This window comes from Vibrio sp. 99-70-13A1, assembly GCF_013114625.1.
GTDB lineage: Bacteria > Pseudomonadota > Gammaproteobacteria > Enterobacterales > Vibrionaceae > Vibrio.
The window spans coordinates 15777-40335 of sequence record NZ_VTXD01000008.1; the positions used below are offsets into that span (position 1 = coordinate 15777).

Sequence of the window (24559 nt, forward strand, 5' to 3'; positions counted from 1 at the left end):
AGATGATCGTAAGAACACTGGATGAGTGCCGCGATAGCGAGCGTAGAGTAGCGTCGGAAACATGGGAAAGTGTCCGTATGCTACTTAAAGATGACAATATGGGTTTTTCTTTTCACATAACAACGATTTATGAAAATACAGAAACGCATATTCATTACAAAAACCACTTAGAGTCTGTGTACTGCATGAGTGGGGAAGGTGAAATTGAAGTGGTGGGTGGTGAGACGTATCCAATTAAACCAGGAACGCTATACATTCTTGATAAACACGATGAGCATTTTCTTCGAGCGTTTAAAGACAAAGAAATGGTCATGGCATGTGTCTTTAACCCGCCAATTACGGGTAAAGAAACTCATGATGAAAATGGTGTTTACCCGTTAGTTGATTAGCTCTAGTTATTTCATCGTGAATTTACTAATAGCTCGTGGTAAGTAAGCCGTTATTAAACGGAACTCCACAATTTCAGTGAGGCGCAATGCCTCACTGAGTTTTTAAAAGCTATCGGTATTCAAAGCTATTGCACTAATTAGAGCGATTACAAGTAACTAACGTTTTTACAGTAATCAAAGCTATTAAAGCCATCAAAATTACCAACCTCATATACAAAGGTTCCCCTATGACTTATACCGTAGAGAAAATCGGCGGTACATCCATGACAGCATTTGATGCTGTTTTAGAAAATATAATGTTACGCCCAACCAACCGCTACAATCGCGTATTCGTGGTTTCAGCTTATAGCGGTATGACCGACGCGCTGCTTGAGTGCAAAAAAACCAGTAAGCCTGGTGTTTATCAGCTCATCGCGAAGCGTGATGATAACTGGGAAGAAGCCCTCAGTTATGTTGAACAGCGAATGCTTTTGACTAATGAACATATTTTTGCAGATCCAATGAGCCGCCTTCGCGCGGACAAATTCATTGGTTCTCGTATTTCAGAAGCTAAGCATTGTATCTCGAATATCTTGGAAACTTGCCAATATGGTCAATTTTCGTTGCGTCATTACTTGCCGCAAGTTCGTGAATTCTTATCTTCGATCGGTGAAGCGCATAGTGCATTTAATACAGCACTTAAGCTGAAAAATTTAGGTGTTAACGCTAAGTTTGTTGATTTGTGTGGCTGGAACTCTGAAAAGCCTAAAAGTCTTGATGACAATATTCGTGACGTATTCGCGGATATTGATGTCACGACAGAGCTTCCTATTGTTACTGGTTACGCTTCGTGTTCAGAAGGTTTGATGTCGACTTATGATCGCGGATACAGCGAGATGACTTTTAGTCGAATAGCATCTATTACTAAAGCTGATTTAGCGATCATTCATAAAGAATATCACTTGAGTTCAGCAGACCCGCGAGTCGTGGGTTCAGATAAAGTACTGCCAATTGGTCGTACGAATTATGATGTGGCGGATCAACTTGCAAACTTAGGTATGGAAGCTATCCACCCTAATGCAGCAGCAGGCTTGCGTGAAAGTAATATTGAGCTGCAAATTAAAAACACTTTTGAGCCAGAGCACGCAGGTACATTGATTTCGAGTGATCATCAACCCACGGCAAATAAAGTTGAAATTATTGCTGGAAAAGAAAAGGTTTTTGCTTTGCATTTATTCGATCAAACCATGGTTGGTCAGGTTGATAATGTGAGCTATGAATTGATGGAAATTATCGCGGACGCTCATGTTTGCCTTGTAGGTAAAGAGATGAATGCAAACTCGATTACCTATTATTTAGGCGGCAGTACTGAAAGCTTAAATAAAGTACTTTATAAAGCTGAAAAGCGATATCCAAAAGCGGAGATAAAAGGTCGAATGGTCGCTCTTATTTCTGTGATTGGATCTCAAATCGATACCAACAAAGCACTTACTCAGGGTGTTTTAGCCTTGATGAAGGAAGGGGTGACGCCTGTAGCATTACACTCTTCAATGCGTAATGTGAATGTTCAATTTGTAGTGGGTCATGAAGAATATGGCTCGGCAATTTGTGCGTTACATGGTGAATTTTTTAACTCTTCAGATAAAGACAACCTTTCAAGTAAAGTTGCTTAGTTATGAGTAGATTGATTTACTGAGTGGACTGAGTTACTTGGCTGTTTAGTCGAAATACTTTGTAGAATAAAAATGGCACATTCGATTGAATGTGCCATTTTTTTAGCTTCTTTAAACGGAACTCATTACTAAACCGTTAGAAGATAAACTGGTATAGGAAGCCTGCACTCATTGCCATGCTTAAGATTACGAATAAGAAAGCGGCAATCATTTGGTTTTTGAAGATAGATTTAAGCAAAATTACTTCTGTTAAACTTGCCCCTGCGCTACCAATAATCAGTGCCATTACTGCTCCAAGACCCATTCCTTTTGCAGCTAAAGCGGCGCTTAGTGGAATGACTGCTTCAGCTCTAATGTACAGTGGGATACCAATAACAGCGGCAACTGGAATAGCAAATGGGTTATCTTCACTTGCTACGCTCGCCACTAACTCTGTTGGCATGAAACCATAAATCATTGAACCTAAGGCAATACCACCAACCAAGTAAGGAAGAACTTTCTTAAAATCAGACCATGTGCTGTTCCAAATTTTAACCCATTTGTTCACAGGTGCTTTCTTCGAACCACATGATGAACCACAACCTTTCGATTCAGGTTCAATATAAGCCGATTCTTTTACGTATTTCTCAAAGCCTAGCTTTTCTAGTGTGTAACCAGCAATGACGGATACACCCATTGCAATAGCAAAGTAGAACGCAGTCACTTTAAGACCAAAGGTTACGGCAAATAAGCCAATAATAATTGGGTTTAAAAGTGGGCTAGCAAACAAAAATACCATCATAGTACCGAAGCCAGCTTTTGCTCGTAGTAAACCTTTTAAGAAAGGAATTGTTGAGCATGAGCAGAACGGAGTAATTGCTCCTAATAGCCCTGCAATAAAGTAACCCTTACCATTTTTTCCGCTAAGAATACTCTGAATTTTTGCTGGTGGAATGTATACCTGCAGCACACCAACAATGTAACTAATTAGTAAGAATAGAATAGTCAGTTCAACTGCTAGAAAGGCAAACATGCCCAAAGTGTCCATTACCATTTCTTGTGTAATATTAAACATAATCTCAATCGCTATATTTCTGGAATAGTCGAAATATACGCTCATCAAATTATGAGTTCAACCTTTATTTCGATAAAAATCGAAATGAAGTGCTCATTTTTAAAGTTAAATGATAATTTTTTTTTAAGAGTTTGATTCTTATTGATTTGTTGGTCGTGACTAGTTGGTGGGTATGTGTGGATTATTTCTGAGGATAAGAAAAGGTAAAGAACTAGAAGGGAAAAATAAAAAAGGCAGCGAATAGGCTGCCTTTGTTAATGTCAGTAGTGATTAAGCTAGCAACGAATTATGCTTTCTTAAGATCTTGAGCTGGGTAAGTCAGAGTCATACCATCAACCGTTACATGAATGTAGAAACCACCAGCGCTGATGCCAGTTACAGTCATTTCACCAAGATCGACACCTTTTGTCGCTACTACTACGTCATCAATTGAAAACATTTAAATACCCTAATAATAAAAAATAGAACAGGACAATTGTCTGAGCGCGATTAAAGCAGATAGTCTTGAGCTGACCTAATCAGGTTATTTATCGTCAGGATTAGCGTTATTTGTTTGTCGTGTGAGGGAAAGGTATCGCTGATTTAAGGAAAGGGCGCGATATGCCTAGTAATATAGAACGGTATCACTTGTAGCTAAATCGTTAAATTCATGAATAAATGCGTGTCTTATTGATAGGGATGCCGTTAGTATGAAATTTCAACTCGGTTACATGGACTGTTCGTTATGACATCTGCTATCTCAACCTCAATGAGCACTCGCTTGTGGGTAATGCTGGTACTACTTTCAATGCTTTGGGGTGGGTCTTTTTTCTTTGTTGGAATAGCCGTCAATGAATTACCGCCATTGACCATCGTTGCGTTAAGGGTTGGAATTGCAGCGATAACATTATGGTGTATCGCCTTGCTTCTTGGCTTGAAGCCACCGAAAGAGTTAAGCGTTTGGGGCGCATTTTTCAAAGTTGGCTTATTGAACAATGTCATCCCATTTGTGTTAATCGTTTGGGGGCAGACTCAAATTGCTTCTGGTTTAGCGTCTATCTTGAATGCGGCAACACCTATTTCTGCTGTGATTGTAGCGGGTTTATTGCTACCAGATGAACGACCAACACCTCTAAAAATTATGGGCGTAGGAATCGGCTTCATTGGTGTGGTGGTTATGATCGGTTTACCAGCCTTGAGTGGCGGTGGGAGTTTACTTGCACAGCTTGCAGTAATCACAGCAACTATCTGTTATGCGTTTGCTGGCGTGTATAGCCGCCGTTTTAAAACCATGGGTATTAGCCCTATTATTGTTGCCGCTGGTCAAGTGACGGCATCAACAATGATTCTATTGCCAATTTCATTATTGGTTGATGGTCCTTTAAATATCTCAAGTGTCAGCTCACATACTTGGTTTGCCATTATTGGCTTAGCTGTAGTATCTACGGCTCTTGCCTATGTTATGTATTTCAAAATAATTGAGTTAGCTGGTGCCACCAATGTGCTGCTTGTGACCTTATTGGTTCCTGTATCTGCAATACTACTTGGGTACATCTTTTTAAATGAAACCCTAGAACCTATACATTTTGTTGGCATGTCTTTAATTGCTTTAGGGCTTTCAGCTATTGATGGTCGTTTATGGAAAGGTATAGCGAATATTAAGCAGGTCAGTAAATAGCCTTATTCTGTTCTAGAAGATAAGATAAATGAAGCAGTGATCACTCACTGCTTTTTCATTTGTCTAAAGCTTAAAATAAACAGTAGTGAAAAATGTAGATCGCTAATTATTAGAACGATTACCGTTAATAAATAGAGCAACGCATTCTTTGATGTAATTTAGTCTATCTTCATCACTTTCTTGACTGTCTTGCCCGAAGAATCCCCAATAAGCTGACTTTCCGTGGAACATGAGCAACAACTGCATGGCTGCAATTCTCGGTGAACTCGAAACTGACAAGCTAAAGTCACTTGAATTGACTTTGTCTTTTAGATACTCAGCCAATAAGTTAGTCGTTTTTTGTGGACCAGACTGCAAGTAAACCGCGGCTATTTCAGGGTGAGTATTGGCTTGGCTGACGGCATTTTGAAAGGTTTGCCTTGCTTGCTCATCAAGCAGTAAATTTTGAAACTTCACTCCAAATTTAACCAGTTCTTCAGCAACAGGAGCATTCATATCAAATGCACTTGGGCTTAACTCTCTCTCGACACACTTAGTTTGCATGCAAGTTTCAAACAACTCATCTTTGTTTTTGAAATGAGAATAGACCGTTTGCTTAGAAACGTTGGCAGCTTTCGCTATTTGATCCATATTGATCTTGTAGCCATATTCTGAGAAAAGTTCACTGGCTGCGGTTAAGATCTGAGATCTTTTCTGTTCACTCTTGATGATTTTTGTCACGTGTTTGGTTCTCGTTACGCTGCTACTACTGGTTTGTGTTGAACTTTAATTTATACGCTCAAAGGCAGGGTAAGCATTATGCTTTCTGTGATAGTTTTATCAATCATTAAAGATGAAACTTATTTTTAACATAATCAAACTAGACAGTCTAGTTTGATTTAGTTAGTCTAAAAATAGAATATAAATGTGTACTGCATAGGAACAGTAATATGTATAAATTGATCAAGAGAAGTGCGGTTGCATTAGCGCTATCGACTTTTCTTATTGGGTGTGGCGAAACAACGCAAGCTGAAGCATCTGCTGATTCAGCACCTTCGACCGTATTAACTGTTGAAACGATCGCGCTGGAATTATCACCTTCTTATGCGGTACAGCGCGAATATGTTGGAATAGTGAAAGCAGGGCAGCAAGCCAATTTGGGCTTTGAATTAGCCGGAAAGGTGCAAGAAATCTATGTCGATGTGGGGGATGTCGTTACAAAAGGGCAACCACTTATTCGTTTAGATACCCAACTTCTAAAAACGGAATCCAGCCAGTTAAAAGCTCAAGCAGAAGAAGTGAAAGCTCAGTTAAGTTTAGTGGCAGCCAACCTGAAACGTCAGCGTTCGCTCAAAGCGAAAGGCTTCAGTGCTGAAGCTGAAATTGACACTCTCACCAGTGAGCAACGCGTACTGCAAGCCAACCTTTTGCGCATTGATGCTTCAGTGCAAGGGAATGATTTGAAATTGGTTAAGTCTACCGTTCTTGCGCCGTACTCAGGCACGATAGCAACACGTTTCGTTTCATTGGGTGATGTGGTGAATGTGGGTAATCCAACATTGACTCTACTTGCAACGGAAGGAAAAGAAGCGTTCATTGGTATTCCAGCTCATCAAATGCAAAAGGTCACTTCACTTGAAGCGCCGATGATACGCGTCGCCAATTCAAATTATTCCGTGAGTTTACTTAACCCAGGAGCCATGGTTGATACTCAATCTCGTAGTGTGGCATTGCGCTATTTGTTCCCAGAAAAGTCGCCGGTTTTGGAAGGGCAGCTTACCTACCTTCAATTTGATGAAACGATTGATGAACAAGGCTATTGGATTCCTTTAACAGGGCTAATCGATGGTCTACGTGGTGTGTGGAATATTTTCGTGATTGGCGAAGACAACAAGGTTGAGCGAAGAAGCGTTCAGGTTCTATTTGCTAACAATCAACAAGCTTATGTGACCGGTGCTTTGGCTGATGGCGAACAAGTTATTTCTAGTGGCTTGCATCGCCTTGTCCCTGGTCAAACAGTGAAGCCTGCAGAAGCGGCTGAGTAGGGAATAGCATGAAAATCATAGAGACTATTTCTAATACTCGATTGCTGATCTTAATGACGGCTTTACTGCTTGTGAGTGGTATTTCAGCTTTCATGACCTTGCCACGGGCTGAAGATCCAGTAATAGAAAACCGTTATGCAAACATTACCACGAGCTTTCCCGGAGCCAGTGCAGAGCGTGTTGAAACGCTGGTGACAGAAGTCATAGAGAATAAACTGCGAGAGCTAAGTGAAGTAAAATTAGTGACCTCGACTTCAAGACCGGGCGTGTCAATTGTGACGCTGGAATTGAATGATGACATTACCGAGCCTGAACCTGTTTGGTCGCAGGCTCGTGACAAGTTATCTGATGTTGAGGCGCTCTTGCCGTCTGGTACTCATTCCCCAGATCTAGATAGCGACCATACCTATGCATTCACTACTATTACTGCGCTTACATGGTCTGGAGTCGGTGAACCCGATAGGCTAACCCTTGGGCGCTATGCGAAAGAATTGGCTAAACGGTTAAGAACCTTATCAGGCACTGAGTTCGTTGATGAATACGGGATGCCTCAAGAAGAGATTCAAATCAGTTTGCGAACTGCAGATGCTGCGGCATTAGGGCGTTCAAGCGCGAATATTGCGGAATCACTTGAAGGGGCTGATGCCAAAAACTCTGCGGGTGAGTTAGTTAGTGCACATTCGCGTTTTGGGTTAGAAATTGAATCAGAGTTGGACTCGATTGAGCGTATTAAACAAGTGCCTATTGCGACCGATAGCAATGGGCATATCATCCGAATGGAAGATATTGCTTCTGTTCGCCGAGGGGAAAAAACGCCACAAAATCAAATCGCCATTATTGATGGTGAGCCAGGAGTGATTGTTGCTGCGCGAATGCATCCTGACTTGCGAGTGGACAATTGGACGACTAGAGCCAATGCCGTTATCGACAAGTTTGAGCAAGAGCTGCCGAGCAATGTTCAAGTAACAGTATTGTTTAATCAGCAAGGTTACACCGAGACCCGATTAGATGATTTAGGCAAAAGTTTAATGATTGGCTTTGTGCTGATCTTAATTGTCCTGTTCGTGACTTTAGGTGTTCGAGCTGCAATCTTAGTTGCTATTTCTCTGCCATTAACCTCATTACTCACACTTTCCATCATGAAGATGACAGGAGTGCCAATCAACCAGATGTCGGTGACGGGCTTGATAGTGGCACTCGGCATAATGGTGGACAATGCGGTCGTGATGGTGGATACAATTCAAGCTTATCGTTTGAAAGGTCAACAGCGTGCCGAAGCGACCATGAACGCACTCAAGCATTTGTGGGTACCGCTATTAGGTTCAACACTTACAACCGTTCTTGCTTTTGCACCAATCATCTTAATGCCAGGGGCTTCAGGTGAATTTGTGGGCGGCATTGCGATAACCGTTTCTTTCTCTCTGCTAGGTTCTTACTTAATCTCGCATACGCTGATAGCAGGTTTAGCAACTAAGCTGCTTCCTAAAAAGCTCAGTGATGTTGATAAAAAAGGTCAGCACCATTGGTACATCACAGGGCTTAGAATCCCTGCATTGACTCGCTGGTTTTCGTCATCAGTCCGCTTTGGTGTGACTCACCCAATAATTACGATTGCCCTAGTGTTGTTAGTGCCGTTTACTGGTTACTGGAGCATGTCTCAATTAACAGAGCAGTTCTTCCCACCTTCGGACAGAGATATGTTTGAGATTCAGGTTTACATGCCGCCTCAAGCAAGTATCTATGCGACCAAAGCCACTTCAGAAAAGATCGATGACATTATTCATCGATACCAAGAAGTGGAACGCATTGATTGGTTGGTAGGGGCGAACTTCCCGTCTTTCTATTACAACCTACAAGCAAGGCAAAATAACGCGCCTTATTTCTCACAAGCGATGGTGAAAACAGAGAACTTCGCACAAGCCAATGCTCTGATTCCAATGCTACAAGAAGTACTGGATGAAGAAGTACCAGAAGCGCAAATTCTGGTACGAAAGCTTAATCAGGGACCTCCATTTACTGCGCCTGTAGAATTACGTGTTTATGGCGAAAACTTAGATACCTTAAAAGCGATTGGTGAAGATGTACGTTTAATTCTTGCCAATATTCCCAATGTTACTCATACCCGAGAAACCTTGCAGCCAGGGACACCTAAAGTATGGCTTAAGGTCGATGAGGATACAGCCAAGCTTAATGGTATTTCACTCAATCAATTTGCAGGCATGCTACAAACCACATTAACGGGTCGTGAAAGCGGTTCAGTGATTGAGGGGAGTGAGTCAGTACCGATCAGAGTTCGTGTGGCGGATGATGCCCGCGAGAATTTATCGCACCTAAGTAATATCCGTTTACCGATAAGCTCTGAGGTGTACTCGACTGGAATCAATGTTTCAACGTTAGCGGAGTTAGAGCTTACGACCAGTCGCGGTTCGATTACACGACGTAACGGACAGCGAGTGAATACCATTGAGGGATACATCAAAGCTGGTGTATTACCTCAGACGGTACTGAATGAGTTCCAAAAGCGCTTAGAAAGTTATGAGATTCCATCGGGCTACACTATTGGGTTTGGTGGCGAATCGGCGGAACGAGATAACTCTGTAAATAGCTTAATCTCTAACGTAGCGGTTGTTGTCGTTTTGATGGTACTAGTAGTGGTGATGTCGTTTAACTCATTCAGAATGAGTAGCATCATCTTCATGGTGGCAGCGCTTGCGGGCGGTCTTGGTTTGTTGTCAGTGTGGATATTTGGCTACCCATTTGGCTTCACTGTAATCATCGCTATGTTGGGAATCGCTGGTTTAGCTATCAATGCTGCCATTGTGATATTGACTGAGCTTAAACTGGATGAGAGGGCTTCATCTGGCAATGTAGATGCTGTCGTGGAAGCGGTGATGTCGTGTACTCGCCATATTAGCTCAACAACCATTACAACGGTTGGCGGTTTTATGCCTTTGATTATCGCAGGCGGTGGCTTTTGGCCACCATTTGCGGTTGCCATAGTAGGCGGTACTGTATTAACCACATTGATTTCATTCTACTTTGTGCCTGTTGTGTTTCATTTGATGACACGTAGAAAAGGGCTGCACTCTCAGCGATTAGTCTCTGATTAAATGTAAGAGTGCAATGAATAGCTTAATAAGAAGCGCAGCTAAGGTTGTGCTTTTTTATGTCTGTCTCTGTGTTTATGAGAATAGAGAATAGAGAATAGAAAAACCGAAAGTCTGGTCTTCATTCTATATGAAAGACCGGGGGAAACTTATTTGGCCGAATGTCTCATTTTTATTTTTAGAACATATGATTCGATAATGAGTTAGTTACTATGAGGCTTCATAAGGATAACTAAATCAATAAGGAAATTTCAGTGGATATTTTGTCTCACTTGCATTCTCATCGTTCAATTCGTCAGTATAAATCTCAAGAAATCCCGCAAGAAGTGTTAGATGAAGTGCTACAAGCCGGTATTCGAGCTTCTTCATCGGGCAACATGCAGTCATATTCGATTATTGTCACGAAAGATCCTGCTATTCGTGAAAAACTTTATCAGCCACACATGGAACAGAATATGGTGGTTGATGCACCAGTATTAGTCACATTTTGTGCTGATTTTCGTCGAATGAAAAAGTGGTTAGAACTCAATGAAGCTAAGCCTAATTTCGACAACTTTATGAGTTTCATGATCGCGACAATTGATGCCACTTTAGTCTCGCAAAACGTTGCGACAGCTGCAGAAGCTAAAGGTTTAGGGCTATGTTATATGGGTTCAACGTTAGCTAACTGCGACCAGATCGGTGAGATACTTAATCTGCCTGAAGGTGTTGTGCCCGTGGTTGGCTATTCGCTTGGGTATGCTGATGAAGATCCAGAAGTGAGAGATCGTTTACCTGTAGAAGGGTTGGTTCATTATGAAACATATCAAGACCAAACGGATGAGCAGATTAACGCTATTTATAAGCAGCGAGAAACAGACGGTTGGAACCGTTATATGTCGTTCCCAGAGCTTAAAGCTAAGATTGAAGCATCTGATGTAAAGAACTTGGCTCAGCTATATACAACTCTTAAATATACGCGTGAGTCACACGTCGAGTTTTCACAAAGTGTTCTTCATTACATTGAAAAACAAGGCTTTATGAATCACAGTTTATAGTTGGAAAAGCTATACCTAGAGTAAACTATGCGTAGAGTAAAACATAGTTAGAACCTGCTATAGATAGAATCAGCGAGAGATCGGAGAAAGCCTTTGTCTCTCTAGTTAATCGAGCTAAAAAATGTGCCAGTCATGCTTTAGTTACAGTGTGATTGGCATTTTTGTATTGGGGAGGCACTTAGGGTTTATCGCTGGAAGCTGAATAATCAATTCAGGTTTCATTCACATTCAACATGTCATTCTAAAACTATCCCAGAATCTTCTTCGGTTTTATTATGACATTCAAACATTTCCCCTTAATTATCATTGGCTCCTTATTGTCGGTAGGCGTATGGTTTTTGCTTCCTGTTGATTTGGAACTAGCTCGAAAAATTCCGGCTTTCTTTGCCACTATCTCAATGATCAGTATGGCGTTAGCTATGGTGATCAGCTGCCGCCCTAAATGGATAGAGCCTTTAGTAGGGGGTATGGATAAAGCGTACATTTGGCATAAATGGCTGGGCATTTTCGGTTTACTCGGCGCAAGCTTTCACTGGATGTTAGTACCGGGACCCGCTGGCAATGCGCTTGACCCTCAGTTTGCTGAAATGGGGGAAGAAATCGGGCAATGGGCGATGTATGGATTGTTGTTGCTAGGCGGCGTGAGTATGGTTAAACAAATCCCATATCGAATCTGGTTTTATACTCATAAATTGATGGGACCTATCTTTCTTATCTCTATTTACCATACGTTTTTTTCTGATGTACCGTTTGAGTTATTCAGTTTAACCGGGGCAGCTTTGGTTGTGGTTTCACTTATTGGTTCAGTGAGTTGGGTTTACAAAACATTCATGAAGCCTAAGCAGTATTGTGCTTATCAAGTGACAGATGTGAACCCTATGGATGATGCTGTTGAAGTCGTCATGAAAGCGGAAGGTGAAGGCATTCAATATCATGCTGGTCAGTTTGCTTATCTCGACTTTGGCTTTGATCGTGTTGAACATTTTCACCCGTTCACCATTACATCAGCTCCTGAAATTTCTTCGACCTCTAATGTGGCGAGTGCTAAAAGCAAAGGCACTGGTCAAGAACTAAGCTTCGTCATTAGAGGGTTAGGTCGTCACACCAAAGAATTGCAAAGTAGACTTAACGTTGGTTTGAATGTCACGGTGGACGGCGGTTACGGTAGGCTACATGCGAAGAAGAAAGCCAATAAGCCTCAAGTTTGGATTGCTGGTGGCATAGGCATTACACCATTCCTTGCGTGGATTCGTAGCTGGAAAGAAAACGATCAACCCGTGCATTTGTTTTATGTGGGAAGAGGGTCGCTCTATTCGTTAATGCTTGAGAAAGTAGGGCAATTGATTGGTTCTAAACGAATCATACTGCATAAGCAAAGTGCTGAAAGTGAGCGATTAACGGCAGAAATTATGTGCTCAAAGTTAGATTTGGATATTAAACAGTATCAGTGGTTTGCTTGTGGACCAACCCCAATGCTGATGTCATTGAAATCTCAGCTAGTTGAGAAGGGGATGAAAACCAATCAGTGGCACAATGAAAACTTTAGCATGCGATAATCGCGTTAGTTTTCAGTAACTCATTTATTCGAATCCCATTTAAAGGCAGCGGCATCAAAAGATGTCGCTGAACCAAGCGTTTAACTGTTCACGTTTATCATCGGGTCCATTGATGACTACTAATCCCTGAAGGCTGGCTTGATCCCAAGAAATAGTACCTGTTGCCAATGCGTCGAATACATCGAGTTCAGTAATTAGTAATAGATCCTCTTTTGTTGGTAGGGTTTCTCGCCCAGAAACGTTCACCTCTTTTCCAATATTAATCTCACTATAATGACCTTTAATGGCTTCGAATAAGTTGAAGTCTGTTCTCAGCGAGTGTTCTTTAGCAAGCGCTGCTTTTATAGCAAACAATCGGAAGTGGTCTGGTTTATTAAGGTTGTTAAATTCATCGTCTTGACGGGCATTAATGATATTGCCAAAAACTTCCAGTGAACCTGGCTCTGTCACCAGGCTAAAGCCAGTTTCTTGGTGTAACCCACACGCAAAAACAAGCGAAGAACTTAATGAAAGAAGTAGAGCAATTCGTCTTAACATGGTGACCTCTCACTTTAAGTGGTAATTATGCCGGATGGCGCACTTTACCAGTAAATCAAACCTAAAGATAAAGGGACCACGAAGGTCCCTTTGGTTTATTGTTTTCTATCCTTTGAATCTATCAGCTATCGAACGATTAGCATGATTTCTTCAGGAGTCATTGGTTTATCGAAGTAGCTCATGAATTGACCGAAGCCTTTGATGTCGCCATTCGAGAATTTGAATGCGCCAGACTGTAGGTTTGTACCAATCACTTGTTGAGCGTTTGGACCTGCAATCAAGATTTGGTTCAGTACTTCACGAGTAGTGTCGATTTGTACATCAGCGCCTTTCACTGCTTGTTCGTGTAACTGAGCAATACCGTTACGAACTTCAATAGTGAATGATTCGTTAGTATCAGCAAAGTTGTACGTCAGCATCATGTTCACATCTAGCGTGTTTTCTGCAATGAGGGTAGAAGTCATCATGTCGAAGATTTGCTTACTTGGTAGGGCTGTTAGTACGTCCACAGAAGCAAAGCTAATCATGTTAGAGAAATCACGAGTGCCTTCTAGTTCAGCAGCAGCATTCAATGCCCAGTTGCGCCAGTTGATGTTCACTTGATCTGCAGACCATGCTTTGTAAGCTCTTGCTTTCAGTAAGCGAGCTTCCATGTCATCTTTGTTTACCGTGATTGGGTAAGAAAGAATCTCTGCTGCAAAGGTGTAGTTCTCTGCTTTCATCGCCGCTTTTGCCGTGTCGATGATGTTGTCGCGACCGCCCATGATCTCTACGAATGCTTTAGCACGTTGCTCGTAAGCCATTGGTTCTAACTGCCATGGATCCGCTTCGAAGAAACCGTTGTAACCAACGTAAATTTGACGAACCGCGTGTGCAACGGTGCCGTAGTGCTCACCTAACCAAGGGTGCTCTGCAAGGTGCTTAGGAAGTTTTACCACTTCAACTAGCTCATCTGGCGTCATACCTTTGTTCATGTAACGAATTGTTTGGTCATGCGTGTATTGAATCGCATCACGGTAAGCAGTAAGTACGTTAGCTACTGCTTCTTTACCTTCAACTGGACGACCATGAGAGTTAATCATGATTTCAGTGTCGAACTTACGCATTACGTCGATACCTTTGAACCACATTGATGGGTCACGGAATTTCGTACCACGAATAGTGTGAAGGTTCGGGAAGTTTTCACCTTGAAGTACTTCTGCTGCGTGCAGAATTTTCTGTTCTGGAAGGTAAACAACTAGCTCATCTTTAGTTTCAGAAGGTACGTTTTCGATGTGCATTTTAACACCCGAAATTTCAATCTCTAGGTGACCTTTGCTTGGCACAAGCACGTTTGGTTCAATGAACGAGATCGCGCCCTGCATGAAACGCGGACCTAGACCATCGTTTACTGTGCCATGCTCACCTTCTTCTACGTGCTTAGCACCTGTGTAAGAAGTTCGGTGACCAAATAGTGTGCCTAGGTTTGAAGACCAGTTAGCAACGGCTGCTGTTAGACCTTCTTCAGCGATGATTTTAACGTCGCCTGACGCCACTTCTTCGTCGGTCACCCACGCACGAACACCCGAAATGTGGTCGATATGATTATGAGAATAGATGATTGCTTTTACTGGTTTATCCGTGATTTGACGGAACTGCGCTTTAACAGATTCAGCCATTTCTACTGATTCACCTGGGTCAACGATGATAATGCCATCGTCACCTTCAATCATTACCGGAGTATCAAGACCGAAACCGTAACCAAGATAAACATTGTCATCTACCTTGATGATCGCTTGGTCCATTTTACGACCATGCTTGGTTAGAGTAGGATGAACATGGTCAGACTCAGCAGTGTAAGCTAGAGAATCGCCTGTTTTAGAAACAACTTGAATACGTTCGCCTTTACCCCAGAATAGGTTAGATTTATGTTCGAATAGAACCTCGCTCTTGTAACGTGAATCAAGATCGATGTTTTGGTATTGAGCTGCATTTGCAGTTTGAAGCTCTTGACCTATTTTCGATGTTGCTTCAACAACCGGAGTTGCAGAGGCAAAGCCAGAAGTAAAAAGAACACTTGCAATCGCAACGGGTAAAGCCATTTTCTTAAACGTATTAGTCATAATGTGACCTTTATTTTTAAAACAGGAATAGGATTTGATGGGGTAATCATAAAGAGGTAAGTAAGTGGTATCTACGAGGTAATTCGATTTCAATATATCGTTATTGCGATGGTTTGGTTTTAGTTGAATCGTTTAATCGATTTTATTGAGCTGGGTCAAACAAAGATTCGCGGCATGAATAGATATAAAAAAACACCTCAAGGTTGAGGTGTTTTTATCCAATAATGGAGCATAGAATCTTTCTATGAAGCTATGAAGCTATGAAGCTATGAAGCTATGAAGCTATGCGAATGAGAATATTACCAAGCACCCAGATAAGATTTGTAAGATTGAAGGCGAACTGTTGCAGCACCAATTACATCAATGAAGCCCCAAAATGGATGCGGTTTCTCTGCGGAAATCCAAGCTGAACCTGCTGCGCCTATTGGAATGTTGTAGCCTTCAGGTTCAAATATTTCGAGTACGATCGTTCGCCCTAAGCCATTACCGTTACGAACAACGTGTTGACCAACGCTTTGCGGTCCTTGAAGAGGTGAAATGCTCGATTCACCAGTACCAGCCGTAAAGCTGTGAACTTTTGCGCGGAACACGTGACCAGGGTAAGCGTCAACGAAGAACTCAGCAAAGTCGCCTACTTTTACATAACCGTAAGTTTGGTCTGAAATACGCATTTCAAGGAATTTTTTACTGGTGTTGTATAGGTGCATGTTACCCATCACCGAACCTTCAGCAATATTCACTATCGACACTTGACCATCAAACTCGGCGGTTATGGTTTTCTTTTCTTGTGCCCAGTTTACCTTCTGTAAATCGGCTTTTAGCGACGCTAATGCGGCATTCATAACACGAAGATCTGAATTGAATTTTTCTACGTCACGAGTATTGAAGATTTGAGGCGATGTTTCAGCGCGATCCAAATCGCGAGTCATCTGCTTAATCTCTTCTTCTTTTTGTACAATCGAAGATTCAATTTTTGCTTTATCTGCCGCCGAATTAATGTCGACTAATGTATAGATCACATCGCCTTTCTTAATTATTTGGTTGTGATCAACGAATACTTGGTCGATCTGTTGGCCGAAAACAGGAGACATTACAGCGTGTGGTGCTTTTACCGTTGTTGAATTAGTCATATCTACTGGCGCCCAAAGGCGAGATACGATAGCTAACAAACCTAAAATAACCGCACCTCCAATAGCTGCCCATGTGTAGTTTTTAAAGCTCTTTTTTAATGCGCCAGTCGCAAACAGAGACCATACAATCAGAATATATGGGATCATCATTTCTTTCATTATGCTGCCTCGTTTCCGGTTGCTGTCTGTTTAGTATTCGCTTGGTTGGTAAGCTCTTGGTCGTTTGAATTTTGGTTTTTTGAAGCAATTTCGTTTGAAGCAATTTCGCTCGAAGATCGGTCGCCTGAAATTTGATTATGTAAGGTTTGATCGCTCGTTGCTGCATCTTTAGGTTGAACACCACGGCGAATGACATCACTGATGGATTGACCTATATGTTTCCAGTTTGCTAGTGCGATAACCAGAGCGATAACCCAGAAGGTTTTGCTAATGAATAAGCCACAAAGGGAAAGAGCGAATACAATTTGAACATGCGCACTTTTGTGCTCTTTTGCTTTATGTACGCCGAGTTCATGGACTTGCCACATGCCGTATATAGCAGCAAACACCACAGCCATAGTTACGGAAAACAGATAACCTGAGAAATACTCTGTTTGAAAAAACGTCATCATCATTTCGTTTGGGTGGTTATTGAATTGGCTAAGGTCGATGTCTTTTGAATGTATTTTACCCATTGGTGCCAGCACCCAAGCGCCAGCAAACATCAGCACCATAAAAAGGATGAACTTAATAAAGACTAAGGCGACAACCCAAATCTTTTGGAAAACAATTTTAAGAAATTTCATATCTCTACCTACGTAAAATAAGAAGAGAGAACTTGTAGCCTAGAATACTTTTTAGCATCACCTGAGAAGTTAATGTCTACCGCGTTTTAGTCATACTACGCATAGACAAAAGGTGTCGATGAACTCTAAAAATAATGGCGCTATATCCAGACAACGGATTCTCTGTATTAGGCACAAATTGGCCCCTTAGTGAATCAACTTCATTGTCTCGTTCCACAAAATTACGAGTATTGGTCTTATCCGGTGTAACTCACCTAATATAAGGGGCTCTTCCATGATGCTTTACACTGACTTTGATAAAACATTCGTCATTCTGTTAGTTCGAGTGAACATTGATTTACTAGCAGGATAATAGGAAGAGAATTGGGTGGTATCTACCGTGTAATACGATTTCAATATATCGAATTTACGATGTATTTATCTAACACTAAATTGGTATCCCGATTATTTGAAAAGGCTCATATACATATCGAAAACTTTGTTCACTAACTTGGTCTGGATCATAGAAGTGGATGAAAAAAGATAGAAAGACCGGTCTAAAATCTTTGAGAACTTAGACTGGTCTGGAGGGATTTGAATCGTTTATTTGAATGGGTTCAATGTAACCGGAGCAATGAAGAATTTCAGGTTCCAATCTGGCGCATACGGAACATATTCTGATGGGTTAGTTGCGCCAACATTAGCATCTGGTTTCATTACATAATATTGAAGCTCAACACCCCAGCGAACGGGCATCGGTCCAATTTTAAACATATCGATATAGCCTAAGCCTACTGGAACCGTAAATTGGTCTGAGCCATCTTTTGTCCAATCAACTTGTATATTCGGTGTCATACCAATTAGGGCAGTGCTATTTAAGCGGTAGTTTAAAAAATACTGGATATCCGCTTGGCTTGTTGAGTCTGTGACGCTATCACTTCCTCCTACATCCCACCATTGTTGAGCTAAAAAACCAACGTTCCAGCTTTCAATACTTGTTGGGTTACCTGTTTCTTTACCAAGGCGAGCCACCATTGCAGCAGGACCTACCTGCCATTTATCTTGTGTTAAACCGTCAGTACCTGTGGGCATGATAACGGTTGGACCAACACCCCAAATCCAACCGTCGTCACGGTTAGGTGCTGCCATTGATAGAAAAACAGTATCGCCCATACCATTTGTACGACCTTCAAAGAAGTCACCGTCTTCACGATCTCCTGGAGCGCTATAATGGTTCGCCACCAGACGGTTAACTAGGTTCCACTCACCATCCATAATAGGGACTGGCATTACTGGTTGAAAGCTGAAGCGGTTTTGCATTTCATGGTGACCATCGTCCTTTTCTAGGACTGTGTAATCATTTTGAGTGATCAGCATCCAAACATCTGAAACAGGGTTTGCAGACTTTTTAGCGGCTTCTTGAACTGATAATTTTTCTTGTGCACTCACTGATGTAGAGAGTAATGCTGCTGCGGTGATTGCAACAGAAAGAAGATTCTTTTTAAGCATATCTATATCCTTAACCATAATTTTTAGGGAATTTTTCCAATTTCAATTTCAACTTCATAGTCATGAAGCGTTTATCCGTTGAAGGGGAATATAGAGGAAGTAAATAATATGAATCTACGTGATATTTCGCTTTGTAATTATCGTAAATCCGATAGTTACAGTTCTTTACTCTGAAAAAATACAGTTTAATGAAAATAATTGAGCGTCATTTGAGCAAGTGTAAATTTGTTTTCCAGGAAAATAGCGTGTAGATAAAGTGAGCGAAAAGTTTGCCACGCTAAGTACAGTAAGGGTTGGAGCTTATAACGCACGAAGATAAATAGGCTTATCTGAAAAGCGTATGTTGAGAAATGTGCAATGTTCAACGTGTACGGCAAAAAGATACAACGAGCTTTACTAAGTAATATAAAGTGAGGTATGAAACAGTGTCACAAAAAACGAGACAATAACCCCTTGTTTATCGCAGTTATTAGTTTAAAATTCAATACAAATCAAAACGGCATAGCAATGATTTGCGGATAAACGATCTGAAAGCGAAGGATTGAAAATCTAAAAATGTATATGAACAACATAAATAGAAAAAGCTTAACCAAGGCTAAGCTTAATATTCCGATAAGCGCAGGAAATAAGTACCAAATATTTGAGCTGAACTGATTATTATCCTAGTTGATTGCTACCAGAGCTGATCGTTACTTGAAGCGATAGTTAACTTGGAGACCGACATAATGAGCATGGCTTTCATAGGATCCTTTCATGTTACCAAGGTTAGGAAGTACATCGAGCGTATAATCGATCTCAGGTTTGCTTAAGTCGATGTAGTCGTAATAGCCTCGCATCTCCCAATTACGGTTGATTTTATACGTTGCACCTAGACCAAATCGCCAAATTTCACCTAAAGGCACATCCATGTAAATATTATTTGGATTGTCTTGAGGAGATGTTTCGTAACTTATTCCTGTTTCTAAACGTACTTTTCGGCTTAATTGGTAGTGAGTACCTATTGCGAAGTTCCAGACATCATCAAAGTTTCGAGTAACAATAGGGATAGGGCTATCATTGATATCCAGCGTTAAGTCAGTCCAAGTTGATAAATCGTACCAAGTGACGCTCCACAGCAGATCCCATTGATGAGCCACTGTGTGTACACCACTTGCCTGTAGGTGTGCTGGCATAATGAAATCTAAGCCGACATCTGCAGAACGGGCTGTGTCTAAAAATCCGGTATGGCTGGCTGTCACATCACCTTTACCATAGTGTGCAATTTCAGAACGGTAAATTAAGCCAAATCTATGGTCATTGTTTGGTTTATAAAACGCGCTTAAGGTATAGCCAATGTTAAAGTCGTCCGCTTCCGCTTCAAGCACACCAGCCCCAATGGTAGGAAGTGAACCGGGAAGTACATCAAGCTCGCCATTTGCCGTAAAGTATTCAAAGTTAGCAGACATACCAAGCGCGAATTCTTCATTAACTTTATAAGACAGAGCTGGCGCAACCTGCACGGTAACAAACTCGGCATTTTCTAATAAGCTTTGCCCGTGAAAGTTTTTCCCATAATCAACCCCTGATCCTCCTTGTGATGCAAGCGCAATTCCGCCGTGAAACTTGTCATTAATCGGAGTAGCGAAATAAAAACTGGCTGCGGGGGTTAGCGTCCCACCATCTGCATTTTCACCATTAGCGAATGCACCCGTTGAGCCTGCATCTGTATAATCAAATGTGGTATCAAGTAATGCAGCATTCATTGTTACATTCATTTCCTCTAACTGCGACATACCTGCTGGGTTTGTCCATGCTGTTAAAGCACTTTCTGCTAATGCTGCACTTCCAGCTCCAACTGTACTGACATTTAAAGAGCCTAATTCTGGAAGAAGTGGACCCGCTGCATATGCTTGGCTTACTACTGAAGTAATTGCCAAAGCTAAAAAGTGTTTTTTCATTTAACCAACCTATTGTGATGACTACCATAAACAGGCGGATACTAGATGGACTTCACAATGAGAAACATAAGCAAAATAATTATTTAATTATCGCTTTCACGATGATTCACTTTAGGTTGAGTGTAAAAGTAGGCTATATAAATGTGCTGCGCAGTAAAGGTATGAAACTGAGTAAATAAATCGTGAAGTGTGTGAATCAGTAATCACTGATACTCATGGCATTCTTATTCGGTCTAGTAGTAATGCTCAGAGTAATTGATTGTGGATAGTTAAGTTTCAGCTCACATATAGAAAGCAAGTAAATGGTAAACATTGAACCTATTACAAAAAACAAGTAAAAGATAAGCAAATTATCGTATTAACGATTGATAGGGGAAATGAATGAGTAATGACATTCCGAACTTTAACTTATTGGCTGTATTCTCTGCTGTGATGGAGCAGGGGAGTTTAAGCAAGGCGGCTGAGCATCTAAATACCAATCAGTCGACAATCAGTACCGCCCTGGGACGATTGAAAAATGATGTTGGTCAGGAGTTGTTTGTACGCAGTGGGCGAGGTGTAGTACCTACCGCATTTTCGCAGAGTTTGTATGAACAAGTGAAAGCACCAATACAAGAGCTTAATGGTGTATTCCAGGGAATGACATCATTCGATGAGGTTACATCCGAGCGTAAATTTGTAGTATCAGCCCCTGAGCATTTGCAATGGTTACTTCTCAACCGCTTTGCTCAGTTACCTAACCAAGGGATCACGTTGGAAGTGTATGATCAACCTGATACTGATGATCAAGTTCATGAAAATCTATTGACTCAAAAATTTGATGCCATGATTGATATTGTTTTGCCTGAACACCCAAACACAATGAATGAAAAGCTTTACGATGGTGAATTCGTGATTGCTTGTCGTGCCGGTCACCCAAGAATTAAAGGTGAGATCACTGAGGCGCAGTTTATGGATGAAAAACATGCAGTTTTGGATAGAACACGTCGGCAAGTAAGAAGCTTGAGCCATTACACGTCATTGGATTTAACACAACGTAAGATTGTTTTCCACGGCAGCTCTTTGTTCAGTAATCTACTGTTATGTAGCCAATCTGATTACATCACAGTTGTGCCACTTTCAATGGCTATGCAATTTCAAGAACGTTTAGATTTACAGCTATTCAAACCACCTTTTGATTACCTTCCTATCTCCCATTATTTGATTTGGCTAAAAAAACAAAATAACGATCCTGCTCACAGGTGGTTCCGCCAAGAGATTCTCAAGACTTCAGATGAAATGTCTAAGTCATTAAGCAATAGGCGAACGGTTTTCTAAATTGCACCGTTATGATTACAACTGATTAGATAATTTAAAGATAAAGATAAAGATAAAGATAAAGATAAAGATAAAGATAAAGATAAAGGGAGGCTTCGGTCTCCCTTTTTATGTCTATAAACTTATTATTAATGCGGGACTTTAATAACAAAATATTATCATAATGAGAATTTTTGATAATTTCATTAAATTGGACGGTTCTACTACTATACCCAACAACAGAGAAGCCAATCGCTTCCATTACAGACAAGTTAGCTTCATATATATGAAGTAAATAAGGGTGAAAATATGAAATTCTTGCATACGATGATTCGAGTGACTGACCTAGATAAATCCATTGAGTTTTATACGAAAGTACTGGGCATGAAGGAACTTGAGCGTCATGACAATGCAGAATATCGTTACACGCTGGTATTTGTTGGTTATGAGCAAGGTGGAACAACGATTGAGCTGACATACAACTGGGACACAAACGAATATGAGATGGGTAGCGCATTTGGTCACTTAGCTTTAGGTGTAGAAGATATCTACGCGTCATGTGAAAAGATTAAAGCATTAGGCGGAAATGTGACTCGAGAAGCAGGACCTGTAAAAGGGGGGACTACTCATATCGCATTCATCACAGACCCAGATGGCTACCAAATCGAACTGATTCAATTAGGTTAATTTTTTAGAGGATAACAGAATGACTAACGCACTATTTCAACCGATCCAACTTGGTAATATTACTCTAAAAAATCGCATTGTAATGCCGCCAATGACTCGCTCTCGCGCTACTCAACCAAGTAATGCTGCTAATGAAATAATGGCTGAATATTATGCACAACGTGCAACCGCAGGGCTTATCATTGCAGAAGGCACGCAAATTTCAGCTATGGGTCAGGGCTATGCTTGGACTCCAGGTATCTACTCTGAAGAACAAATCGCAGGTTGGAAAAAAGTTACTGATGCCGTGCATGAAAAAGACGGTGTAATCTTTGCGCAGCTTTGGCATGTGGGCCGTGTAACACACCCAGATAATATTGGTGGTGAGCAGCCAATTTCATCATCAGCAATGAAAGCTGAAAATGTAAAAGTATTTATTGATAACGGCACTGATGAACCGGGTTTTGTCGATGTTGTTGAACCACGTGAAATGACAAAAGATGATATCGCGATGGTCATTGAACAATATCGTCAAGCAGCTTTAAATGCTGTGGAAGCAGGGTTTGATGGCATTGAATTGCATGCAGCAAATGGATACTTGATAAACCAATTTATTGATTCAGAAGCGAACAATCGTACTGATGAATACGGCGGTTCAGTTGAAAACCGCTTACGTTTCTTAGGTGAAGTGGTAGAAGCAATGGTTGGTGCTATTGGCGCTGACAAAGTTGGTGTTCGTCTTGCTCCGTTTACATCACTCAATGGCACTGTAGATGCAACTCCTGTTGAAACTTACACAGCGGCAGCGGCACTGCTTAACCTATACAAAATCGTTTATTTACATATTGCAGAAGTGGATTGGGACGATGCGCCTGAAACACCAAAAGTATTTAAAGATGATGTGCGTAAGGCTTACGATGGCGTGCTGATTTATGCTGGTAAATACGACAGTGTTCGTGGCGAGCAAGCTCTGCAAGAAGGAGTGACAGATATGGTTGGTTTTGGTCGCCCATTTGTGGCAAACCCAGATCTACCATCACGCATTAAAAATGGTTACCCTCTTGCGCCTCACGATCCAAACACTCTATTTGGTGGTGCTGAAAAAGGTCTGACTGATTACCCTGTTTATGCTGGTTAGTCGTGCTGTATTTTGCTGTAAATAATTCAACTTATGCAGGTTAATAAACCTATTAAGTAAAAGAAGAATTACTTACCAAAAGCAACCATACACATGTATGGTTGCTTTTTTATTTTGCGAGCGAATAAACCCAATGAATGTAAAAACAATGAAAGGGGAGCTGTGTCTCTTATTCGCAACCATTTTAGCGGGCGTCGGTTGGATAGCCTCTAAACTAGTGGTATTAGAAATGCCAGGTCCTGTGTTTATTGGTGTGCGTTTTGTAGTGGCAAGCCTGATCCTATTGCCATTTTGTATTCACCACATACGCCAGCTGTCTTTTAAACAAATCCTGTCATTATGCGGCGTTGGCTTGCTGTTATCTGTCTCATTACAAGTATGGGTTTACGCAGTTTCTATCACTCAAACCCTATCTGAAGGGGCATTCATCATGAGTTTAGCGATGATTATTGCTCCCTTTGTTTCTTGGGTGATATTTCGAGTTAAGCCAAATCGTGCCTTCTGGATGTCATTTCCTATAGCAATTATAGGCATGTTACTGCTCACTCTAACTAATGGCTGGCATGTAGAACCGAGTCAGATATATTTCCTATTAGCGTCGATGCTACTTTCGATTCATTTTGTCATGAACAAGCGTGTAATCACGAACATTAAGCCTATAGCTTCTATTTGTGTTCAGCTTTTTGTGGTGGGGATTAGCGGGTTAGCGTTTGCTTCTTCAACGACTCAGCCTGATTTTGAAATAACGCAAAGTTTAATCTTTTGGTTCATTGTGTCTGCTGTGGTCGCAACGTCAATTCGTTATCTATTACAAACGCTTGGTCAGCACTCTGTGAATATGGAAGTGGCTGCTTTGATCATGATTTTAGAACCAGTATGGACATTATTACTTAGCGTGAGTGTATTGGATGAGAGTGTAGAATTGCAGAAGTTGCTCGGTGGAGCGGTGATTATTGCTTCACTGTTTTGTTATATCAAATGGTCGAGAAAAAAATAAAGCCTTC

General features: G+C 41.2%; 20 protein-coding genes. 11 read left to right on the plus strand and 9 right to left on the minus strand.

The window, feature by feature from the left end; all coding sequences use genetic code 11:
• The first annotated feature begins 2 nt into the window (after positions 1–2).
• On the plus strand, positions 3–389 hold the full coding sequence (locus tag F0226_RS07715) for an ectoine synthase (protein ID WP_137372889.1): 387 nt from the start codon (positions 3–5) through the stop codon (positions 387–389).
• A 227-nt stretch (positions 390–616) separates the two neighbouring features.
• On the plus strand, positions 617–2041 hold the full coding sequence (locus F0226_RS07720; RefSeq protein ID WP_171735101.1) for an aspartate kinase: 1425 nt from the start codon (positions 617–619) through the stop codon (positions 2039–2041).
• A gap of 136 nt (positions 2042–2177) precedes the next feature.
• Here F0226_RS07720 and F0226_RS07725 read toward each other — a convergent pair whose 3' ends face one another.
• Both F0226_RS07725 and F0226_RS07730 read right to left on the minus strand, forming a co-directional pair.
• Positions 2178–3095, minus strand: a complete 918-nt coding sequence (locus tag F0226_RS07725) for a permease (protein ID WP_171735102.1) — start codon at positions 3093–3095, stop codon at positions 2178–2180.
• A gap of 286 nt (positions 3096–3381) precedes the next feature.
• A complete protein-coding gene (locus F0226_RS07730; protein WP_171735103.1) occupies positions 3382–3534 on the minus strand; it encodes a hypothetical protein in 153 nt (50 codons plus the stop codon).
• Between the two features lie 285 nt (positions 3535–3819).
• Between F0226_RS07730 and F0226_RS07735 the strand changes: the two genes are divergently transcribed.
• On the plus strand, positions 3820–4752 hold the full coding sequence (locus tag F0226_RS07735; protein WP_171735104.1) for a DMT family transporter: 933 nt from the start codon (positions 3820–3822) through the stop codon (positions 4750–4752).
• A 102-nt stretch (positions 4753–4854) separates the two neighbouring features.
• Here the strand turns inward: F0226_RS07735 and F0226_RS07740 are convergent, their stop codons facing one another.
• A complete protein-coding gene (locus tag F0226_RS07740) occupies positions 4855–5472 on the minus strand; it encodes a TetR family transcriptional regulator (RefSeq protein WP_171735105.1) in 618 nt (205 codons plus the stop codon).
• A gap of 209 nt (positions 5473–5681) precedes the next feature.
• Between F0226_RS07740 and F0226_RS07745 the strand changes: the two genes are divergently transcribed.
• The 4 genes from F0226_RS07745 to F0226_RS07760 all read left to right on the plus strand — a co-directional run bounded on the left by F0226_RS07745 (position 5682) and on the right by F0226_RS07760 (position 12476).
• Positions 5682–6776, plus strand: a complete 1095-nt coding sequence (locus tag F0226_RS07745) for an efflux RND transporter periplasmic adaptor subunit (protein ID WP_171735106.1) — start codon at positions 5682–5684, stop codon at positions 6774–6776.
• A gap of 8 nt (positions 6777–6784) precedes the next feature.
• Positions 6785–9886 (plus strand): efflux RND transporter permease subunit, encoded by a 3102-nt coding sequence (locus F0226_RS07750; RefSeq protein ID WP_171735107.1) that lies wholly within the window; start codon positions 6785–6787, stop codon positions 9884–9886.
• Between the two features lie 251 nt (positions 9887–10137).
• On the plus strand, positions 10138–10920 hold the full coding sequence (locus tag F0226_RS07755) for a nitroreductase family protein (protein ID WP_171735108.1): 783 nt from the start codon (positions 10138–10140) through the stop codon (positions 10918–10920).
• A 275-nt stretch (positions 10921–11195) separates the two neighbouring features.
• On the plus strand, positions 11196–12476 hold the full coding sequence (locus F0226_RS07760; protein ID WP_171735109.1) for a ferredoxin reductase family protein: 1281 nt from the start codon (positions 11196–11198) through the stop codon (positions 12474–12476).
• A gap of 54 nt (positions 12477–12530) precedes the next feature.
• On the opposite strand, the gene F0226_RS07765 is transcribed toward F0226_RS07760, so the two are convergent.
• From F0226_RS07765 to F0226_RS07790, 6 genes are all read right to left on the minus strand, one after another.
• On the minus strand, positions 12531–13013 hold the full coding sequence (locus tag F0226_RS07765) for a hypothetical protein (protein ID WP_171735110.1): 483 nt from the start codon (positions 13011–13013) through the stop codon (positions 12531–12533).
• A gap of 125 nt (positions 13014–13138) precedes the next feature.
• Positions 13139–15115, minus strand: coding sequence for an alkyl sulfatase dimerization domain-containing protein (locus F0226_RS07770; protein WP_171735111.1), 1977 nt, complete (start codon positions 15113–15115; stop codon positions 13139–13141).
• Positions 15116–15414: 299 nt separating this feature from the next.
• On the minus strand, positions 15415–16404 hold the full coding sequence (locus tag F0226_RS07775) for a biotin/lipoyl-binding protein (protein ID WP_171735112.1): 990 nt from the start codon (positions 16402–16404) through the stop codon (positions 15415–15417).
• Positions 16404–17030, minus strand: coding sequence for a magnesium transporter (locus F0226_RS07780; RefSeq protein ID WP_171735113.1), 627 nt, complete (start codon positions 17028–17030; stop codon positions 16404–16406). The genes F0226_RS07775 and F0226_RS07780 overlap by 1 nt, the downstream gene beginning before the upstream one ends.
• Before the next feature lie 582 nt (positions 17031–17612).
• Complete coding sequence (locus F0226_RS07785; protein ID WP_253820786.1) at positions 17613–18518, minus strand: hypothetical protein; 906 nt, start codon at positions 18516–18518, stop codon at positions 17613–17615.
• Positions 18519–19207: 689 nt separating this feature from the next.
• Complete coding sequence (locus tag F0226_RS07790; RefSeq protein WP_171735115.1) at positions 19208–20455, minus strand: outer membrane protein transport protein; 1248 nt, start codon at positions 20453–20455, stop codon at positions 19208–19210.
• A 381-nt stretch (positions 20456–20836) separates the two neighbouring features.
• On the opposite strand from F0226_RS07790, the gene F0226_RS07795 reads away from it, so the two are divergent.
• The 4 genes from F0226_RS07795 (at position 20837) to F0226_RS07810 (ending at position 24552) form a co-directional block, all read left to right on the plus strand.
• A complete protein-coding gene (locus F0226_RS07795) occupies positions 20837–21772 on the plus strand; it encodes a LysR family transcriptional regulator (RefSeq protein ID WP_171735116.1) in 936 nt (311 codons plus the stop codon).
• Positions 21773–22060: 288 nt separating this feature from the next.
• Complete coding sequence (gene gloA / locus F0226_RS07800) at positions 22061–22438, plus strand: lactoylglutathione lyase (RefSeq protein WP_171735117.1); 378 nt, start codon at positions 22061–22063, stop codon at positions 22436–22438.
• 19 nt (positions 22439–22457) lie between these two features.
• A complete protein-coding gene (locus F0226_RS07805; RefSeq protein ID WP_171735118.1) occupies positions 22458–23555 on the plus strand; it encodes an alkene reductase in 1098 nt (365 codons plus the stop codon).
• A gap of 133 nt (positions 23556–23688) precedes the next feature.
• A complete protein-coding gene (locus F0226_RS07810; protein ID WP_171735119.1) occupies positions 23689–24552 on the plus strand; it encodes a DMT family transporter in 864 nt (287 codons plus the stop codon).
• Positions 24553–24559: the final 7 nt, after the last annotated feature.